General features: G+C 66.0%; 16 protein-coding genes and 2 tRNA genes. 13 read left to right on the top strand and 5 right to left on the bottom strand.

The features are described from left to right. Positions 1–123: 123 nt before the first annotated feature. Positions 124–1,299: an acyltransferase gene (locus DIE22_RS00100; RefSeq protein WP_124604020.1), complete on the bottom strand. Its 1,176-nt coding sequence runs from the start codon at positions 1,297–1,299 to the stop codon at positions 124–126. A 214-nt stretch (positions 1,300–1,513) separates the two neighbouring features. Here DIE22_RS00100 and DIE22_RS38000 point away from each other — a divergent pair, with 214 nt between their 5' ends. Both DIE22_RS38000 and galU read left to right on the top strand, forming a co-directional pair. Then, positions 1,514–1,657 carry a hypothetical protein gene (locus tag DIE22_RS38000; protein WP_006479318.1) on the top strand — a complete coding sequence of 48 codons (144 nt, stop codon included), beginning with the start codon at positions 1,514–1,516 and terminating at the stop codon, positions 1,655–1,657. Positions 1,658–1,886: 229 nt separating this feature from the next. Then, positions 1,887–2,774, top strand: a complete 888-nt coding sequence (gene galU, locus DIE22_RS00090) for a UTP--glucose-1-phosphate uridylyltransferase GalU (RefSeq protein ID WP_027782643.1) — start codon at positions 1,887–1,889, stop codon at positions 2,772–2,774. A 492-nt stretch (positions 2,775–3,266) separates the two neighbouring features. On the opposite strand, the gene DIE22_RS00085 is transcribed toward galU, so the two are convergent. Further along, positions 3,267–4,385: an acyltransferase family protein gene (locus tag DIE22_RS00085; protein WP_124604018.1), complete on the bottom strand. Its 1,119-nt coding sequence runs from the start codon at positions 4,383–4,385 to the stop codon at positions 3,267–3,269. 301 nt (positions 4,386–4,686) lie between these two features. Here DIE22_RS00085 and DIE22_RS00075 point away from each other — a divergent pair, with 301 nt between their 5' ends. After that, entirely contained in the window at positions 4,687–5,136 is a 450-nt protein-coding gene (locus DIE22_RS00075; protein ID WP_124498448.1) for an HU family DNA-binding protein, read from the top strand. Between the two features lie 234 nt (positions 5,137–5,370). Then, complete coding sequence (locus DIE22_RS00070; RefSeq protein ID WP_124604016.1) at positions 5,371–6,165, top strand: aminoglycoside adenylyltransferase family protein; 795 nt, start codon at positions 5,371–5,373, stop codon at positions 6,163–6,165. 139 nt (positions 6,166–6,304) lie between these two features. Here DIE22_RS00070 and DIE22_RS00065 read toward each other — a convergent pair whose 3' ends face one another. From DIE22_RS00065 to DIE22_RS00055, 3 genes are all read right to left on the bottom strand, one after another. Beyond that, positions 6,305–6,778, bottom strand: coding sequence for a VOC family protein (locus tag DIE22_RS00065; RefSeq protein ID WP_124604014.1), 474 nt, complete (start codon positions 6,776–6,778; stop codon positions 6,305–6,307). A gap of 364 nt (positions 6,779–7,142) precedes the next feature. Continuing rightward, complete coding sequence (locus tag DIE22_RS00060) at positions 7,143–8,300, bottom strand: porin (protein ID WP_124604012.1); 1,158 nt, start codon at positions 8,298–8,300, stop codon at positions 7,143–7,145. A gap of 433 nt (positions 8,301–8,733) precedes the next feature. Further along, a complete protein-coding gene (locus DIE22_RS00055) occupies positions 8,734–9,654 on the bottom strand; it encodes a YihY/virulence factor BrkB family protein (RefSeq protein ID WP_124604010.1) in 921 nt (306 codons plus the stop codon). Positions 9,655–9,794: 140 nt separating this feature from the next. Between DIE22_RS00055 and fdnG the strand changes: the two genes are divergently transcribed. The 9 genes from fdnG (at position 9,795) to DIE22_RS00005 (ending at position 20,049) form a co-directional block, all read left to right on the top strand. Continuing rightward, positions 9,795–12,866, top strand: a complete 3,072-nt coding sequence (fdnG, locus tag DIE22_RS00045) for a formate dehydrogenase-N subunit alpha (RefSeq protein ID WP_148092755.1) — start codon at positions 9,795–9,797, stop codon at positions 12,864–12,866. Between the two features lie 10 nt (positions 12,867–12,876). After that, positions 12,877–13,791 (top strand): formate dehydrogenase subunit beta, encoded by a 915-nt coding sequence (gene fdxH, locus DIE22_RS00040; protein WP_124604008.1) that lies wholly within the window; start codon positions 12,877–12,879, stop codon positions 13,789–13,791. Further along, entirely contained in the window at positions 13,788–14,414 is a 627-nt protein-coding gene (locus DIE22_RS00035) for a formate dehydrogenase subunit gamma (RefSeq protein WP_124498441.1), read from the top strand. Before fdxH ends, DIE22_RS00035 begins: the two co-directional genes overlap by 4 nt. Positions 14,415–14,522: 108 nt before the next feature. Continuing rightward, a complete protein-coding gene (fdhE, locus tag DIE22_RS00030) occupies positions 14,523–15,464 on the top strand; it encodes a formate dehydrogenase accessory protein FdhE (RefSeq protein WP_185640515.1) in 942 nt (313 codons plus the stop codon). A 70-nt stretch (positions 15,465–15,534) separates the two neighbouring features. Then, positions 15,535–16,974, top strand: a complete 1,440-nt coding sequence (gene selA / locus DIE22_RS00025; RefSeq protein ID WP_124604003.1) for an L-seryl-tRNA(Sec) selenium transferase — start codon at positions 15,535–15,537, stop codon at positions 16,972–16,974. Further along, on the top strand, positions 16,971–18,896 hold the full coding sequence (gene selB, locus DIE22_RS00020) for a selenocysteine-specific translation elongation factor (RefSeq protein WP_124604001.1): 1,926 nt from the start codon (positions 16,971–16,973) through the stop codon (positions 18,894–18,896). The genes selA and selB overlap by 4 nt, the downstream gene beginning before the upstream one ends. A 41-nt stretch (positions 18,897–18,937) precedes the next feature. Next, positions 18,938–19,033, top strand: a tRNA-Sec gene (locus DIE22_RS00015). 56 nt (positions 19,034–19,089) lie between these two features. Next, positions 19,090–19,845: a Fic family protein gene (locus DIE22_RS00010; RefSeq protein WP_124604433.1), complete on the top strand. Its 756-nt coding sequence runs from the start codon at positions 19,090–19,092 to the stop codon at positions 19,843–19,845. 108 nt (positions 19,846–19,953) lie between these two features. Beyond that, a tRNA-Sec gene (locus DIE22_RS00005) sits at positions 19,954–20,049 on the top strand.

Here is a 20,049-nt window from a genome sequence, read left to right as displayed (position 1 = left end):
GTTTGTCGGATGGGCCGGCGATGCGCTGGCGCATGCGTCACCGGGCTCGCTCGTCCCACCCAGGAAAATGCCCCCGCGCAGCCTGACGCCGGGCGGGGGCAGTGAGCGCGGGAACGATGCCGCTCAGACAGCCCGTTCGGGCGCCGGTGAGACGACGCGAGCGGTGCGCGTCGGTTTCAGGCTGGCCGACCACATCATCGCGGGGCGTTCGAACAGCCGGTAGAACACGTAGGCGACCGGAATCGCGGCGGCCATGAACGCGAACGACGGCCAGATCGACAGTTGCAGCTCGGAATGGAACAGCACCGAGCCGAGGCAGACGAACAGCGGCAGGTGAACGAGGTACAGCGAGTAGCTGAAGTCGCCGAACCAGCCGAGCACGCGCAAGAGCAGCGTCGGGCGCGGCGGGCAGGCGAGCGCGCGGTACAGGAAGCACGCGAAGCCGGCCGCCCACAGCTGGAACGCACCGTACTGGCCGACATGGAAGGCGCCGCAGCCCGCGGCCAGCAGCACGCCGGCCGCGAGGTACCACGCGCGCGACGGCACGGTGGCCTTGCCGCGCGCCGGCTGCGCGCGCACGTCGGCGATCCACGCGCCGACCGTCCAGGACAGCCAGTACGACGTGAAGAACTGCAGGTCGTGCCGTTCGAGCAGCCAGGCCGACGCGACGTTGACGAGCGCGACGGCCGCGACGATCGCCGGCATCCCGATGCGCCGGCGCAGCGCGAACAGCAGCGGGTAGATCGCATAGAACTGCACTTCGAGCGACAGCGTCCACAGCGCGCCGTTCGACCCGTACGTATAGCCGGCGACGCCCTGCAGCGAGAACAGGTTCACGAGGAACGCGGTGAGGCCGACGTCGCGGATCTTGTGGCTGACGGGCGCGATCTGCAGGCTGACCGCGTCCATCGCGAGCGTGAACAGCAGCGCCGCGAGCAGCACCGGGTAGATGCGGGCGAAGCGGCGCGCCCAGAAGTTCGGCGCGTCGAGCCGGTACGCGGGGTTGGCCGCAAGCTTGAGCGCCGCGTTGCGGTGGATGCAGTAGCCGCTGATCACGAAGAAGATCGGCACGCCCGCGGATCCCCACCCGAACGGAAAGGTCAGGTAGCCGACGATCACGCTCGGGTCGAGCGCATGACCGTAAGCGCGATGGAAGCTCTGCATGCCGACCCAGACGACCTGGCGGCAATGGAAATAGGCGACGAGCAGCGCCGCGAACCCGCGCATCGCGTCGATCACGTGTTCCTTGTGGTCGGCGACGGGCGGCGCAGTCAAAGACGGTCCGCTGAAAGCTTGCATGCGATTCGATTCCTTGCGACGGATGAAGGGGATGGTCCAATCGTAATGCGCAAGAATTCGATCGAATGAATAAAAAAATCCCGCCGCGAAATAACGGCATTTCAGATGGTGGTTTTATTCAGGTCTGAAAGCGGTTCCGCTGGCGTCACAATTATTTGCCGATTTTTTTCTGATAGCTTGAAGCTTCCAGTTGATTGATGCAAGGAGCGGCAAGATGGACATGCATTGGATCGCGAGCGCGGCAGTACTGCTGGTCATGGCCGTGCTGTCGGCGTACCGCGAGGCGCTGAAGAACGAGCCGATTCGCCCCGGTCTCGAGCGGGGCGGCGTCCCGTATATCGAGGAATTCGAATCGTAAGAATTTGTATCCGGAAAATCGGTAATTTGTTTCTGTTTCGGCAATCGGTTCGGCAATATCGACCGGGTTCGCGGATTATCTCTTTTTACGGAAACATGGGCAATCAGTCCATATCGAAAATGAGCGGAGTGGAATTGGCCGTGCCGTCGGTTCTCGATATGCCGTTCGGAAAACAATCGCGCCGGGTCGCAGGGCGACGCGGCGCAGTCAACGCAATCAGGATGCGAACATGTTGAAAGTCACCAGGGCCGTGTTCCCCGTTGCCGGTCTCGGCACGCGGTTCCTCCCGGCAACGAAGGCGAGCCCGAAGGAAATGCTGCCCGTCGTCGACAAGCCACTGATCCAGTACGCGGTCGAGGAAGCGATCAACGCCGGTATCACCGAGATGATCTTCGTGACCGGGCGCAGCAAGCGCGCGATCGAGGATCACTTCGACAAGTCGTACGAGATCGAGGCCGAGCTCGAGGCGCGTGGCAAGGAAAAGCTGCTCGAGCTCGTGCGCGGCATCAAGCCGAGCCACGTGAACTGCTTCTACGTGCGCCAGCCGGAAGCGCTGGGTCTCGGCCATGCGGTGCTGTGTGCGGAAAAGCTGGTGCACGGCGAGCCGTTCGCGGTGATCCTCGCCGACGACCTGCTGCACGGCGAACAGCCGGTGCTCAAGCAGCTCGTCGACGTGTTCGACCACTATCACAGCTCGGTGATCGGGGTCGAGACGATTCCGCGCGAGGACAGCCGCTCGTACGGCGTCGTCGAAGGCCGCGAGTGGGAAGAGGACATCATCAAGCTGTCGGGCATCATCGAGAAGCCGGCGCCGGAAGACGCGCCGTCGAACCTCGGCGTGGTCGGCCGCTACGTGTTCATGCCGACGATCTTCGATCATCTGCGCAAGCTCAAGCCGGGCGCTGGCGGCGAACTGCAGCTCACCGACGCGGTCCAGTCGCTGCTCGCGAACGAACAGGTGCTCGCCTATCGCTACTACGGCACGCGTTTCGATTGCGGCAGCAAGATCGGCTATCTCAAGGCAACCGTCGAGCTCGCGCTCCAGCATCCGGAAGTGAGCCGCGAATTCGAGGCGTACCTGCGTACCTGCCTGCCCGCGCTGGCTGCTGTCGCATAAGCAGCCGCGCTGCTCCGCTGTTTCAGGTGGTGGTTGTTCCGTTGGCCCCGGCTGCCTTGTGCGTCGGGGCTTTTTTGCGTGCGGGCGGGCGAGGCGGAGGCGCGGGGTGGCGGCGGCGGGCGATCGACGGTGTTGAATCCGACGTGAACAAACAAGGAGGGGTGTGGCGATTCTGGTGTGCCGCCAGGCGGTGATGCTGTTTCCTGGTGCGCGCGATGCCGGGCGCCATGGCGATGAAGCCGGTGCCGACGTGCCGGTTGCATGCGGCCCGATGGGCGAGGGCTGTGCTTCGCAATAGCCGCCGTTGATACCTGGTCCAGAGTGTCGAATCGCCGCGGACGTCAACGCGGCGCTGCGGTGCCGTGCGGCACGTTCATCTTCCGGCGCAACGCGTGTCCCGGCGGGGCGAACCGGCCGGCGGCCGCACCGCTTCGGCGCCCGGCGTCGCCGGCCCCGGCGCACGTTTTCCGGTTGCGTCGCGCCGTGCCCCGCTCACCGCGGCGACGTGCTCGGCCGTGCGACGAAGTGCCGGGCCAGCATCGCGGTGATCGGCTTCTTGAAGTCGAGCAGGCGCCTTTCCAGATAGCGCCACGACAGATGGGCAAGCAGCACGGCGAGCGCGAACTGCAGCAGTTCGGGCAGCGCTTCCCGGACGCTTGCGGGCATCGGCACGCGTGCGAACAGCGCGGGCATCTCGCCGAAACGTGCCGGAATCAGGTTGTGGAACAGGTAGAAGCCGTAGCTGATCGTGCCGAGATAGACGAGCGGCGCCCGGTCGAGCAGCGCCACGGCCGGATGGTCGGGCTCGGTGACGATCCACAGCATCAGCGTGCCGAGCGACACGGACAGTCCGAGATCCGCGAGTCCCGTGACGACATCCGGCAGCGTCGCAAACGCGGGCAGCGTGAGGAAGAACACCACGCCGGCGGCGCCGAGCCAGCCGGGCGGAATGCGACGGACGACGGCCGGGCCGCGATCGGCAAGCGCGATCGCGCCGACGCCGCCCAGCGCGATCAGTGCGAAATTCCACGGGGAAAACGCGTAGATCAGCACCGGCGATGCGTCGAGCGCGTAGAGCACGAGATGCGCGAGCGCGCCCAGCGCGACGGCCGCGACGCCGAGCGCGACGTGGCGCGCGGCCGGCACCGCGAGCAGCGCGAGCGGCGCAATCAGATAGAACTGCTGCTCAACCGCGAGGCTCCAGAAGTGCGACGTGGAGCCCGGCCAGCCGTCCTTGACGACGCCGATCCAGTAATTCGACAGGAACGCGGCGTGCCACGCGAGCCCGAGATTGACGCCGCGCTGGTAGAACAGCGCGTGCGCGATCGCGAGCGCGGCGAGCAGCAGGTAGTAGACGGGAAAGATCCGCAGCGCGCGCTTCGCGAGGAACAGCGCCAGCGCGTGGCGGCGCGTCATCGTGCCGCGCTCGATCGCCTGGCGGTTGCGATGCAACTCGCCGACGATCAGGAATCCGCTGATGAGGAAAAACGTCCACACACCGAGCTTGCCCACGTCGACAGCGAGGACGTGGCCCTTGTGGGACAGGAAAACGAGGATGACGGCGATGGCTCGCAGGCCGTCGAGTCCTTTGACGTATCTGACTTCGCGCATGAAGGCATCCGGGGCACTGAGCGAGGTCAGTATAGGTGCGCAAATATCGAACGTAATTCGCGTTCGGACGTATACGTGAAGGCGTTTTTCGATGCGGGGGACTGTTTGCGCATCTGCGTTACAGGCGTAAACAGACCCTGGAGCGTCGATGAAGTCGGTCTCGCGCAACAAAACCTGCGGGAAACCCCGCGAAAACGCATAAAAGTACTGCACGAAGTGTCAAGGCGCTTGTAGAATCCGGCGTTGAAGCGCGCGCGTTGCACGCTTCGTGTATCCAACGACCACACCTGGTAGGAGAAACATGGCGACTTCCGCAAAAAAGGTGGCCAAGAAGGCTGCCGCACCGGCCACCAAGAAAGTGGCTGCCAAAAAGGCTGCGCCCGCGAAGAAAGTAGTGGCCAAGAAGGCTGTCGCGAAGGCAGCACCGGCCGCTCCGACGCCGCTGAAGGACAAGTTCACGAAGGCATCGCTCGCAACGCACATCGCTGAGCGTGCCGCTGTCGAACTGAAGGCGGTCAAGGCAGTGCTCGTCGCACTCGAGAACGTCGTGCTGGGCTCGGTTCACAAGAAGGGCGCAGGCGAGTTCACGCTGCCGGGTCTGCTGAAGATCACGGCGCAAGTCGTGCCGGCGAAGAAGAAGCGCTTCGGCAAGGATCCGTTCACGGGCGAAGAGCGCTGGTTCCCGGCAAAGCCGGCCAGCGTGCGCGTGAAGGCACGTGCGCTGAAGAAGCTGAAGGACGCGGCTGCGTAATGCCGCGTAACGGTTGCCGAATGCATGTCGGCGACCGTTGCGATGTCCGACGGTCCCCGTACGCGAAAGCGTGCGGGGATTTTTTATTGCGCTGCGCAAATCGCGCGGCGACGACGTGGTGCAGCGCGGATGCGGCAGACGTGATGCGCATCCGGTGCTGCGGGCCGCTCGTGTGGATGGCCGGATCGTCATCGTGCCGGCCACGGCCTTGCATCGCCGCGCGTCGCGCACGTCATGAGCGCAGCGATCGTTCCTGTCGAGATCACCGGCCCGGTGACTGCCGCATGCGCCGTGATCGAACGGCATCTCGGCGCAACGCTGCAGGCGCTGCATCTGTTCGGCTCGGCGCTCGACGGCGGGCTGAAACCGCGCAGCGACATCGACCTGCTGGTGACGGTCGCCGCATCGCCGGACGAAGCGGTGCGGCGTGCGCTGATGCTCGACTTGCTCGATGTGTCGGCGCCGCCGGGGCGCACGGCGCGCATGCGCGCGCTGGAAGAGACGGTCGTCGTGCGCGGCGACGTGGTTCCGTGGCGTCATCCGGCCCGGCGCGCGCCGCAGTTCGGCGAGTGGCTGCGCCGCGATCTGCGCGCGGGTATCGTCGAGCCGCCATGCGTCGATCACGATCTGGCGATTCTGTTGACGACGGTGCGGCAGCATGACGTTGCGCTGCTCGGGCCGCGCGCGGCGGCGTGGTTCGAGCCGGTGCCCGCGCGCGACTTCGCCGCCGCGCTATTGGCCACCGTTGCGCAGTGGCATGCCGAGCCGGACTGGCGCGGCGACGCATGCAACGTCGTGCTCGCGCTCGCACGCATCTGGTACAGCGCCGCGACCGGCAGGATCGCGCCGAAGGATGTCGCCGCGGCGTGGGTGCTGGCGCGCCTGCCCGACGCGTACCGCCCCGTCCTGTCGGCCGCGCGTACCGTCTATCTGCGCGGTGAGGGCGACGATGCGCTGCTGTCCGGCGAACCGGTCGCTGCGTTCGTGCGCGACGCGCGACGGATCGTCGAAGCAATGCTGCCGGTGTAGCGGCGCAAGAATGACCGCTGTCCGCGATTGCGTCGCCGCGCGATGCAATCGCGTCGACGGATGCGGTCAGGCGCGGGCCGCACGTGCGCCACGAACGTGCCAGTACCCCGCGAAGGACGTGCAGCGCCCCGTTGCTTCGTCAGCCCGCCGTGCCGGCATGCGCGGCCTTCAGCGCGGCGACGTCGAACTTCGTCATCTGCATCATCGCCGCGGCCACACGCGCCGCCTTGACCTCGTCGCGGTCGGCCATCATCGGGATCAGTGCGTCCGGAACGATCTGCCACGAGACGCCGTAGCGGTCCCGCAGCCAGCCGCAGCCGTCGGCCGTGCCGCCGTTGTCGAGCAGCGCGCTCCAGTAACGGTCGAGTTCGGCCTGGTCGGCGCAACTGATCATCAGCGAGATCGCGTGGTTGAACGTCTCGGTGCGCGGGTGGCTCATCGCGATGAACGGCTGCCCGAACAGTTCGAACTCGACCATCCGGGTGCCGCTGGTGCCGGACACCGCCGTGACCCGCACGACCCGCGAGTTCGGGAAAATGCCCGCATAGAAGGCCGCGGCTTCTTCGGCTTCCGTCGAGTACCAGAGGAACGGCGTGATCTTCTGAATCGTCATGGAGCGTCTCCTGTCAGCTGTTGGTGAGGGACGGGCAATCTGCATGCCGCCATCGATACGACGGATGCAGGTCGCCGAAATCGACATGTCGAAGCATACGTGCTTCGTATCGGGGATATCGGTGTATCGGAGTCGGCAGGGCGAGGTGTCCGGCATGCCTGCAAATGGGCTTCCCGCGCGTGACAGGCGGCCCAGGCGCCGCTCCCGGCCGGTTGCCGTACCCGAGGCCCCGGCCGCGGTCGTCGCCCGCCATGGCGCCGCCGGCAACGGACAAAAAAAAACCAGCCATGGCCGAAGCCGATGACTGGTTTTGCAGTTCGGCGACATGGCGTCGGAGACGCCATGCACACCGGAAACGTACTTCTTAGAACTTGTGGCGAATGCCGAGCGCGACCAGTTCGGCCGAGCTCTTGCCGGCGAAGCCGTACGAAGCGATCGACGCTTGCGCGCTTTGCTGCACGCCGTCGACGAGCTGCGTGCCGCTCGCGTGCTGGTATGCGCCAACCAGGTAGATGTCCGTGCGCTTCGACAGCGAGTAGTCCGCGCCGATGCCGACCTGGTGGTACTTCGCGGTCGTGTCGCCGCTTGCCTTCGTGTACGAGTAGCCGAGGCCCAGCAGCAGCGGCGGCGTGACCTGGTACGTCACGAACGCGCGGCCCGTGTTGTACTTTTCGGTCGAGCCGAAGCCCGAGAATGCGTCCGGCTTGTACTGTGCGTTGCTGTAGCCGAGACCGAACGTCACCGGGCCGATTGCATACTGGCCCGCGACTTGCGCGATGGCGATCGACTTCGCGGTTGCGTAACCCGAGTTGATCGGGCCGTCGAAGATCGCGTCGGACGTCGTCGAGCCCCAGCCTGCGCGGCCGACAGCCGTCGTCGGCGACGGGTTGGCTGCGTAGAAGTAGCCTGCAGCAACGCCGACCGGGCCGTTGTTGTATGCAGCCGCAACCGCCCACGTCTGGCCCGAACCCGTCTTGCCTGCGACGCCGCCGAGGGCGTACATGCCTTCGACCTGGAAGCCGCCCCAGACCGGCGACGTGTACTTGATCGCGTTGCTGACGCGCAGCGAGTTGTCGTTGTTGTCGACGTCGCCCGGCGTTGCCATCACGCTGCCGAAGTAGTTGTCAGCCGTCACTGCCTGGACCAGATCGACCAGCGGGTCGTACTGGCGGCCGAGCGTCAGCGTACCGTACTGGTTGCTTTCGAGGCCGACGTATGCCTGACGACCGAACATGCGACCGCCCTGGTTCAGGTGGCCGGTGCCCGGATCAAAACCGTTTTCCAACTGGAAGATCGCCTTCAGGCCGCCGCCGAGGTCTTCAGCGCCTTTCAGGCCCCAACGGCTGCCTTGCAGGTTGCCCGACAGCATTTGCCACGAGTTGTTGGCCTGGCCGTCGTTACCGTGAACCCATGCGATCGACGTGTCGATCACGCCGTACAGCGTCACGCTCGACTGAGCGTGAGCAGCGCCGGCGGCGCCCAGCAGGGCGAGCGAGAGGGTCGAGAGAGCGAGTTTCTTCATCGTTGAGTATCTCCACGCAAGTGATTCGTGATTCGTTATTTGTTGCGGATTGGAGAATAGCGCAGTGCAAGACAGGCAAGAAAGCTTAAAAAATAAAGTGTCTCGAAAAGGTAACAGCGAGAAAAAGTTCATATATATCAAGCACATCAAGAACTGTTCCTCTTTTTGAAATAGTTGACAGTTGCTGCGTTGCGATTGTTGCAATGGTTGGTGCGTCCGGCAGCGGAAGGGCGAGTTTCGACGGTTGGTGCACGGAAATCGAGGCATGCAAACGTTTGCCGTTGCAGCCTGCATCGCGCGCCGATGCAAAGAACGCATCAGCGCGCGTCGGGCGGGGGTGGTTGCGGAAAGGAAGGCAGTCGCGTAGGGCGACGATGCGGCGCGTGCGATGCGCGGCCGCGCGGGAAGCAATACGTGGGGAATCCGTGGGGAATCAGTTGCCGCTTGCGCGATCCGTCGGCGCGGACACGGCCGCGACGTTGCCCGTGCGGCGATGCGCATCGCCGCGCGCGGCCGCGAATTCCGCGCCGAGCAGCAGCACGGCCGCCGAGAAGTACAGCCACATCAGCAGGACCGCGAACGATCCGGCCGCGCCGAATGCACTTGCCGTGCCCGCGCGCGCGAGATACAGCGCGAACAGCTTCTTGCCGCCGGAGAACAGGATCGCGGACACGATCCCGCCGACCATCGCGTCGTGCCATGCGACGCGCGCGTCGGGCAGGAACTTCATCAGCGCGGCGAACGCGCCCGCGAGCACCGCGATGCCGACGAAGAACTGCAACAGGTTGGTGATCGCGACGTATGGTGAATTCCCTAGCAGCCAGGTGCCGGCGAACGTGATCGCGGTATCGAGCACGAGCGACACGATCAGCAGGAACGCGACGCCGAGCACGAGCCCGAACGAAACCAGCCGCACGCGTACGAGCCCGAGCATGCTCGACCAGCGGTTTTCCGTACTCGGCCAGATCACGCTCAACGCCGTGTTCAGCGATGCGAACGTCGCCGATGCACCAAGCGCGAGCGCGGCGAACGAGATCAGCGTCGCGATGCCGCCGCGCTCGCCCGCGCGATGCGCGTTCTGCACGATCGTCTGGATGCTGGCCGCTGCATCGTCGCCGATCAACTGGTGTGCCTGCTCGAACACTTGGCCGCGCGCGGCGTCGTCGCCGTAGAACCATCCGGCCACGGCGATCACCATCACGAGCGTCGGCGCGAGCGAGAACGCCGAGAAGAACGCGATGCTCGCGGCCATTGCCGAGCAGCGGTCGGACGAGAAGCGCCTGAACGCGTTGAGTGCCCAGTTGGCCTGTTGTTGCGCGAGACGGGTGGCTTCGGACGTGATCTGTCGTTTCATGACGGTTGGGTTGTGCGTTGAACGCCGGGCATCGGTGGATCAGACAAATCGGTATTGATCCGAGGATTCAATCATAGTTGCCTGAACTGTCTATAATTCCTTTCAGTTTCACCCCACCCCACAAAAACGCCGAGACCATCATGCTACAAATGTCCCGGCGCCAGTTCCTGAAGGTGACGGCCACGTCGCTTGCCGGATCGAGTCTTGCCCTGATGGGCTTTTCTCCGACGGAAGCGCTTGCCGAAGTCCGACAGTACAAGCTGGCGCGCACCGTCGAAACGCGCAACACCTGTCCTTATTGTTCAGTGGGTTGCGGCATCCTCATGTACAGCCTCGGCGACGGCGCGAAGAACGCGCAGCCGAGCATCATCCACATCGAAGGCGATCCCGACCACCCCGTCAATCGCGGCACGCTGTGCCCGAAGGGCGCGAGCCTGATCGACTTCATCCACAGCCCGAGCCGCCTGACGCATCCCGAGTATCGTGCGCCCGGCTCGGACAAGTGGGAACCGATCTCGTGGAATGACGCGCTCGACCGGATCGCGAAGCTGATGAAGGCCGACCGCGACGCGAACTTCGTCGAGGCGGCGGAAGACGGCGCGAAGGTCAACCGCTGGCTGACCACCGGCATGCTGGCCGCGTCGGCGGGCAGCAACGAAGTCGGCTACCTCACGCACAAGGCTGTCCGCAGTCTGGGAATGCTCGTATTCGACAATCAGGCGCGTGTCTGACATGGCCCGACGGTGGCAGGTCTTGCCCCGACGTTTGGCCGTGGAGCGATGACGAACCATTGGGTCGACATCAAGAACGCGGACGTGATTCTCGTGATGGGCGGCAATGCAGCCGAGGCCCATCCGTGCGGTTTCAAGTGGGTAACGGAGGCGAAGGCGCACCGCAAGGCGCGGCTGATCGTCGTCGACCCGCGCTTTACGCGCACGGCCTCGGTGGCCGACTACTACGCGCCGATCCGCACCGGCACCGACATCGTCTTCCTGGGCGGCGTCATCAACTATCTGCTGACGAACGACAAGATCCAGCATGAGTACGTGAAGAACTACACGGACTTCTCGTTCATCGTGCGCGAGGATTTCGCGTTCAACGACGGCATCTATTCCGGCTACGACGCCGAGAAGCACGCGTATCCGGACAAATCGAGCTGGGATTACGAGCGCGGCGACGATGGCTTCGCGAAGGTCGATCCGACGCTGCAGCATCCTCGCTGCGTGGTCAACCTGCTGAAGCAGCACTACGCGCGCTATACGCCGGACATGGTCCAGCAGACGTGCGGCACGCCGAAGGAGAAATTCCTGAAGGTGTGCGAGATGCTCGCGACGACGGCCGTTCCCGGCCGCGCCGGCACGGTGCTGTACGCGCTCGGCTGGACCCACCATTCGATCGGCGCGCAGATGATCCGCACCGGCGCGATGGTGCAGCTGCTGCTCGGCAACATCGGCATCGCCGGCGGCGGGATGAACGCGCTGCGCGGCCACTCGAACATCCAGGGGTTGACCGACCTCGGGCTGATGTCGAACCTGCTGCCGGGCTACATGACGCTGCCGATGCAGGCCGAGCAGGATTTCGACGGCTACCTCAAGAAGCGCACGCAATTGCCGCTGCGGCCGAACCAGCTGAGCTACTGGAAGAACTACAAGGCCTTCCACGTCAGCTTCATGAAGTCCTGGTGGGGCGATGCGGCGACCGCCGAGAACAACTGGGCCTACGACTACCTGCCGAAGCTGGACAAGCAGTACGACCTGCTGCAGGCGATCGAGCTGATGAGTGCCGGCAAGATGAACGGCTACATCTGCCAGGGCTTCAACCCGCTCGCGGCGGCGCCGTCGAAGGTGAAGACGGCAGCAGGCCTCGCGAAGCTGAAGTGGCTCGTGATCATGGATCCGCTCGCGACCGAGACGTCCGAGTTCTGGAAGCATCACGGCGACTTCAACGACGTCGATTCGTCGAAGATCCAGACCGAGGTGTTCCGCCTGCCGACCACCTGCTTCGCGGAGGAAAACGGCTCGCTCGTCAGTTCGAGCCGTGTGCTGCAATGGCACTGGAAGGGCGCGGAGCCGCCGGGCGAGGCGCGGAGCGACCTCGAGATCATGTCGGGGCTGTTCCTGCGCATGCGCAAGATGTACCAGACGGACGGCGGCAAGTATCCGGATCCGATCGTGAACCTGACCTGGCCGTACGCGAACCCGGAAAGCCCGACGCCCGAAGAGCTCGCGATGGAGTTCAACGGCCGTGCGCTCGCGGACTTGCCCGATCCGAAGGACCCGACCAAGACGCTCGTGAAGAAGGGCGAGCAGCTCGCCGCGTTCGCGCAGCTGAAGGACGACGGCACGACCGCGAGCGGCTGCTGGATCTTCTGCGGCGCCTGGACGCAGGCCGGCAACCAGATGGGGCGGCGCGACAACTCGGACCCGACCGGCATCGGCCAGACGCTGAACTGGGCGTGGGCCTGGCCGGCGAACCGGCGGATCCTGTACAACCGCGCGTCGTGCGACGTGAGCGGCAAGCCGTTCGACCCGACCCGCAAGCTGATCGGCTGGAACGGCAGCGCGTGGAAGGGCGTCGACGTGCCCGACTTCAAGGCGGACGAGCCGCCTGAAAACGGGATGGGGCCGTTCATCATGAACCCGGAAGGCGTCGCGCGCTTCTTCGCCCGCGCGGGGATGAACGAAGGTCCGTTCCCCGAGCACTACGAGCCGTTCGAGACGCCGCTTGCGGCGAACCCGCTGCACCCTGACAACCCGCAGGCGCTGAACAACCCGGCCGCCCGCGTGTTCCCGGACGACCGCGCGTCGTTCGGCAAGGTGTCGGAGTTCCCGCACGTCGCGACGACGTATCGGCTGACCGAGCATTTCCATTACTGGACCAAGCATGCGCGGCTGAACGCGATCATCCAGCCCGAGCAATTCGTCGAGATCGGCGAAGACCTCGCGAAGGAAGTCGGCGTCGCGCACGGCGATCGCGTGAAGGTGTCGTCCAAGCGCGGCTACATCGTCGCGGTCGCGCTCGTCACGAAGCGGATCAAGCCGCTGACGATCGAAGGCAAGAAGGTCCAGACGGTCGGCATCCCGTTGCACTGGGGCTTCAAGGGTCTGACGAAGCCCGGCTATCTCGCCAATACCCTGACTCCGTCCGTGGGCGACGGCAACTCGTACACACCGGAATTCAAGTCGTTCCTGGTGAAGGTCGAAAAGGCGTAAGGGGGAAGAGATGGCATTGCAATCGCTGGATATCAAGCGCGTCTCGGCCACCACGACGCCGCCGCCCACGGTGCGCGAACCGGTGACCGGGAGCGTCGCGAAGCTGATCGACGTATCGAAGTGCATCGGCTGCAAGGCGTGCCAGACGGCATGCATGGAGTGGAACGACCTGCGCGACGAGGTCGGCACCAACGTCGGCGTGTACGACAACCCGGCCGACCTGTCGGAGCACTCGTGGACGGTGATGCGGTTCGCCGAATACGAGAACCCGGCAGGCGACCTCGAGTGGCTGATCCGCAAGGACGGCTGCATGCACTGCGAGGATCCGGGCTGCCTGAAGGCATGCCCGTCGCCGGGCGCGATCGTGCAGTACAACAACGGGATCGTCGATTTCCACGAGGAGAACTGCATCGGTTGCGGCTATTGCGTGACCGGCTGCCCGTTCAACGTGCCGCGGATCTCGAAGAAGGACCATCGCGCGTACAAGTGCACGCTCTGTTCCGACCGCGTCGCGGTCGGCCAGGAACCGGCCTGCGTGAAGACCTGCCCGACCGGCGCGATCGTGTTCGGCACCAAGGAGGACATGAAGCGGCACGCGGCCGAGCGGATCGAGGACCTGAAGGAGCGCGGCTTCGAGCATGCGGGGCTGTACGACCCGCAGGGCGTCGGCGGCACGCACGTGATGTACGTGCTGCACCACGCGGACAAGCCGTCGCTGTACCACGGGCTGCCCGACAATCCGTCGATCAGCCCGATGGTGAAGCTGTGGAAGGGCATCGCGAAGCCGCTCGCGGTCGCCGGCCTCGCGCTGACCGCGCTGGCCGGGTTCTTCCACTACACGCGGGTCGGTCCGAACGAGGTCAGCGACGAGGAAGAAGCCGCCGCCCGCGACGAGGCGCGACGCATCAAGGAGGACGCAAAATGAAGCACGACGACCCCAACCTGATCGTCCGCTACACGCCGAACGAGCGCACGAACCACTGGATCACCGCGATCACCTTCGTGCTGTTGGCGCTTTCCGGGCTCGCGCTGTTCCATCCGTCGATGTTCTGGCTCACCGCGCTGTTCGGCGGCGGCCAGTGGACGCGGATCCTGCATCCGTTCGTCGGCCTCGTGATGTTCGTGTCGTTCGCGATTCTCGTGGTGCGCTTCTGGCACCACAACGCGCTCGACGCGGACGATCGCCAGTGGCTGAAGCAGATCGGCGACGTGCTGACCAACCAGGAAGACAAGCTGCCGCCGGTCGGTCGCTATAACGCCGGACAGAAGCTGCTATTCTTCACGTTGGTGGCGTGCCTGCTGCTGCTCCTGCTGTCGGGGATCGTGATCTGGCGGCGCTACTTCTCGTTCTACTTCCCGATCGGGGTGATCCGCGCGGCGGCCGTCGTGCATGCCGTGGCGGCCTTCGTGCTGATCGCGAGCATCATCGTGCACATTTACGCGGCGTTGTGGGTGAAGGGCTCGATCGGGGCGATGGTGCGCGGCACCGTCACGCTGGGCTGGGCCCGCAAGCATCACCCGAAGTGGTTCCGTGAAAGCGTGAAATAACGCATCGGAGCGGGGCGGCTCGCCGATTGAGGCGGGCCGCCCCGTCGGCCGTCGGAACCGCCTGAAAGCGCCGACCTGTCGGCGCTTGTTTTTTTGGAAGACATTTTTGTGACACAACGCATTCTCGAACCGACCGAGATCTCGGCGCTCGATCATTCGGCCATTCCGCGCTTTCGCCTGCCGGAGCGCGCGACCGCGTTCGCGGCGCGCGCCGCGCGGCTGCGCAAGCTCGCCGACCTGAACCCGATCAGCGGCTACCTGCGGCTGATGGCGACCGTTGCCGACGCGCAGCACGCGACGCTGCAGGCGCTGAACCTGCCGATGCCGTCGCCCGAAGCGATCGCGCGTGCGCAGCAGCATTCGATGCCGCTCGTGCCGGCGCTCGACGGCGAGCGCAACCCGCAGTGGCGGGCCGTGCTGTACGAACTGCTCGACCGCGTCGAAAGCGCCGGGCTCGTCAATCCGTCGCTCGCGAAGCTGCTCGACCGGCTGCGCCTGTTGGCGCCCGCCGAACTCGACGCACAGGCCGACGCGATCCTCGCGCTGCGCTTCGCCGAGGTCGACCCGGCCACCGCGCCGTTCCTGATGGCCGCGCTGCAGGTCGTCTGGACCGATCTCGCGAGCCGCGTCGCGCCGGCCGACGTCCCGTATCTCGACCAGCCGGGGCTGTGCCCCGTGTGCGGCACACATCCGGTCGCGAGCGTCGTGCGTGTCGGCGGCCAGTTCCAGGGCTACCGTTTCCTGCAGTGCGGGCTGTGCACGACCGAGTGGCACATGGTGCGCACGAAATGTTCGCACTGCGACTCGACCAAGGGCATCGCTTACCACGGGATAGAGGGCGGCAGCGAAGCCGTCAAGGCCGAATCGTGCGACGAATGCAAGACCTATCGCAAGATCGGCTACCAGGAGAAGGACTACGAGTTCGAGCCGCTGGCCGACGATCTCGCGAGCCTCACGCTCGACCTGCTGATGAACGAAGCCGGCTACCAGCGCAGTTCGCCGAACCCGCTGCTGTGGCCGGACATGTCGCGCGAAGCCGACGTGGACTGACGGCAGGCAGCCGGGTGCGCGAGCGCCGGCGCCCGCTGCCTGCCGCGCTTGGAAATGGAGCCACCATTACGTGACCGAACCGGGTTTGAATGAACTGAATGCCGTCCTCGCGCGCGTGCCGTCGGTGGAGCGCGTGCTGTCGTCGGCGCCGCTGCAGCCGCTGCTCGCCGACTATGGCCGGACGCGCGTGCTGAACGCGGTGCGCGCCGAACTCGAACGCTGGCGCACTGCCGCGCAGCAGGATCCGTCGGCGGCCGAGCCGCTCGACGAGCCGCGCATCGCGGCCGCTGTCGCCCGCATGCTGGCCGCGCAGAGCGCGGGCGCCGTGCGCGCGGTGTTCAATCTGACTGGCACCGTGCTGCACACCAATCTCGGACGCGCGCTGTTGCCCGACGACGCGGTGCGCGCGGTGGTCGACGCGCTGACCCAACCCGTCAACCTCGAATTCGATCTCGCCACCGGCCGCCGCGGCGACCGCGACGACCTGATCGACGATCTGCTGTGCGAACTGACGGGCGCGGAAGCCGCGACCGTCGTCAACAACAATGCGGCGGCCGTGTTCCTGACGCTGTCGGCGCTGGCAGCGAAGAAGGAAGTCGTCGTGTCGCGCGGCGAGCTGGTCGAGATCGGCGGCGCGTTTCGCATTCCCGACATCATGAGCCGCGCGGGCGCGAAGCTGCGCGAGGTCGGGACGACCAACCGCACCCATTTGCGCGACTATGCGGACGCGATCGGCCCGCGTACCGCGCTGCTGATGAAGGTGCACTGCAGCAACTACGCGATCAGCGGCTTCACGAAGGAGGTGGCGCTTGCCGAACTCTCGCCGCTTGCCCGCGAGCACGGTCTGCCGGTGGCGGTCGATCTCGGCAGCGGCACGCTCGCCGATCTGTCGCAGTGGGGGCTGCCGCACGAGACGACCGTGCAGGAAACCGTCGCGGCCGGCGCGAACCTCGTCACGTTCAGCGGCGACAAGCTGCTCGGCGGGCCGCAGGCCGGCCTGATCGTCGGCGATCGCGCGCTCGTCGCGAGGATCAAGAAGCATCCGCTCAAGCGCGCGCTGCGCGTCGGCAAGCTGACGCTCGCCGCGCTCGAGCCCGTGCTGCGGCTCTACCAGGCGCCGGAATTCCTGTGCGAGCGGCTCACGACGCTGCGGCTGCTGACGCGGCCGCAACGCGACATCGCCGAGGCCGCCGAGCGCGTGCGTCCGGTGTTGCAGGCGGCGCTCGGCAGCGCCTTCGACGTGCATGTCGAGCCGATGTTCAGCCAGATCGGCAGCGGTGCGCTGCCGGTCGATCAGTTGCCGAGTGCCGGGCTCGTCGTGCGCACGCCGGACGGCAAGCGCGGCGGCCGTGCGCTCGCGCAGCTCGAGAAGCGGCTGCGCGAATGGCCGCGTCCGGTGATCGGCCGCGTGGCCGACAATGCGCTGCGGCTCGACCTGCGCTGCCTCGAGGCGGCCGACGAAGCGGCACTCGTCGCGCAATGCGTGCAGATCGCGGGGCCCGCTGCATGATCGTCGGTACCGCGGGACATATCGATCACGGCAAGACGACGCTCGTGCGGGCGCTGACGGGCGTCGACACCGACCGGTTGAAGGAAGAGAAGGCGCGCGGCATCTCGATCGAGCTCGGCTACGCGTATACGCCGCTCGAGAATGGCGACGTGCTCGGCCTGATCGACGTGCCGGGCCACGAGAAGCTGATTCATACGATGGCGGCCGGCGCGTGCGGGATCGACTTCGCGCTGCTCGTGATCGCCGCCGACGACGGTGTGATGCCGCAGACCCGCGAGCATCTCGCGATCCTGCAACTGCTCGGCGTCACGCATGGCGCGGTCGCACTGACGAAGTGCGATCGCGTCGACGCCGCACGCCTGTCGGCCGTGCGCGACGAGATCGTCGTATGGCTGCACGGTTCGACGCTGGATGGCGTACCGATCTTCGAAACCTGCGCGACGCGCGAGGACGATCCGGGCGTCGCCGCATTGAAGCGTCACCTCGCCGACGCGGCGCTCGCGTGGCGCGGGCGTCGCGACGACGGCCTGTTCCGGCTCGCGGTCGATCGCGTATTTACGCTCGCGGGGCAGGGCACCGTCGTGACCGGCACCGCGTTCGCGGGCCGCGTGGCGACCGGCGACACGCTCGCGGTCGTGCGCACCGGCGGCGCGGCGCGCGTGCGCAGCATCCATGCGCAGAATCGTCCGGTGGATACGGGCCGCGCGGGCGAGCGCTGCGCGCTGAACCTGGCCGGTGTCGACAAGGCGGCCGTCGAGCGCGGCGATACCGTCGCGGATGCGCGGCTCGTCGCGACGTCGCCGCGGCTTGACGTCGAACTGACGCTGCTGGCCGATGCGGGGCTCACGCTGACGCACTGGGCGCCGCTGCACGTGCATCTGGGCACGCTGCATCGCGTCGCGCACGTTGCGCTGCTCGACGGCGATACGCTCGCGGCCGGCCGGAAGATGCGCGTACAACTGGTGTTCGACGAACCCGTGTTCGCGCTGCCGGGCGATCGCTTCATCGTCCGCAATCCGCAAGCGACGCGCACCGTCGGCGGCGGCCGCGTGCTCGACCCGTTCGGTCCCGCGCGCAAGCGCCGCACGCCCGCGCGCCGCGCATGGCTCGACGCGCTGGCGGCGTGGCTCGATGAAGGGCGGCTCGATGCGCTGCTCGCGCAGGCGCCGCTCGGTATCGCACGCACGACGCTCACGCACCTGACGGGGTTCGCGCCGGATGCGCTCGCATTGCCGGACGACGCGCTGGCGATCGGCCAGCGCGACGCCGCATCGAACGACGGCACGGTGATCGCGCGGGCGCACTGGGATGCGCTGCGGGCGCGGGCGATCGACACGCTGCGCGCGTATCACGAGCGCGTGCCGGACGAGCAGGGGCTCGATGCGGCGCGCCTGCGGCGGATGGCGGCGCCGCTCGTCGGCGATGCGCCATGGCGCGCGCTGGTCGATGCGCTGGTGAACGGCGCGGAGGTTGCGCGAAGCGGGCCGTGGCTGCATCTGCCGTCGCATTCGGTGAGTTTCGATGCGCGCGAGGAAGCGCTGGCAAAGCAACTATTGCCGCTGATTCATGCCGGGCGCTTCGATCCGCCGTGGGTCCGCGATCTGGCGCGCGACACGGGCGCGGCCGAGGAAGCCGTGCGCACGCTGCTGCGCAAGCTCGCGCGGCGCGGTGACGTGCATCAGGTCGTGCGCGACCTGTTCTATCACGCGGATGTCGTGCGCGAACTGGCCGGGCTGGTGGCGCATCTCGCGCCGACGCGCGGCGGCGGGCTCGACGCGGCGACGTTTCGCGACGCGACCGGGCTCGGCCGCAAGCGCGCGATCCAGATTCTCGAGTTCTTCGATCGGGTTGGGTATACTCGCTTCCACCGCGATCTTCACTTCCTGCGGCCTGACAGCGGTTGGGTGGGTATTCAGGCGTAGGCGCTCGTCGTTCTTCTCGCTCTTTTGGTTCTTTTCCCCACGGAAGGCATTCGTATCCGGTGGTACGGCCGGGCTTCAAACCCGGTTGGGGGTGTCAGACACTCCCGGGTCGGTTCGACTCCGGCTGCCTTCCGCCACTAGCCCTCCCCGATGGGGACTAAAATGGCTCGAATTGGCCGAAATGGGTGATTTCATGGATTCGTCCGTACTGCTTCTGCTGGAAGCCGTCGATGCCGACAAGGCAAAGCTGGACGCAGCGCGTCCGCTTCCGCCGCATACGCTGGCGTCATTGCGCGAAAAGCTGATGCTGGAGTGGACCTATCATTCGAATGCGATCGAAGGCAACACGCTGACCCTGCGGGAAACGAAGGTCGTGCTCGAAGGCATTACGGTCGGCGGCAAGTCGCTGCGCGAGCATTTCGAAGCCACGAATCATCGCGACGCGATTCTCTATGTCGAAGAAATCGTCGGCAAGCAGGAGACGCTGTCCGAGTGGCAAATCCGGAATATTCATGGGCTGGTACTGAAGGGTATCGACGACGGCGAGGCCGGGCGGTATCGCCGGGAGAACGTCGTGATCGCAGGCGCCAGCACGACGCCGCCGGATTTCCTGCATTTGCCGGCCGAAATGGCCGCGCTCATCGATTGGGACACACAGGCGGGGGCGATGCATCCCGTGGCGCGTGCCGCCGAACTGCATACGCGGTTCGTGAAGATCCATCCGTTTGTCGACGGCAATGGAAGAACGGGGCGGTTGCTGCTGAATTTCGAACTGATGAAGTCCGGCTACCCGCCTGCCGTCATTCGCAAGGAAGATCGGCTGGCCTACTACGATACGCTGGACGAGGCGTGTGTGACCGGCGACTACAGCGGCATCACGTGCCTGGTGGCCGAGTCTGTCCAGCGCTCGCTCGATGCCTACCTCGGCGTACTTGGATTGCGCAAGTAGGGAAGGCATTCGGAACGCCAGTCAGGGCGGCCTGATTACTGGGCGTCCTATCTCGGCCGGTGGCCTGGACACCGGCAACAAACGGCCGCCTGCTGTTCTTTTCTCCGAGAAAGGTAGTCGTATCCGGTGGTACGGCCGGGCTTCAAACCCGGTTGGGGGTGTCAGACACTCCCGGGTCGGTTCGACTCCGGCTGCCTTCCGCCA

This window comes from Burkholderia sp. Bp9142, assembly GCF_003853415.1.
In the GTDB taxonomy this organism is placed as follows: Bacteria; Pseudomonadota; Gammaproteobacteria; order Burkholderiales; family Burkholderiaceae; genus Burkholderia.
This window is presented reverse-complemented; position numbering and strand designations above follow the sequence as displayed.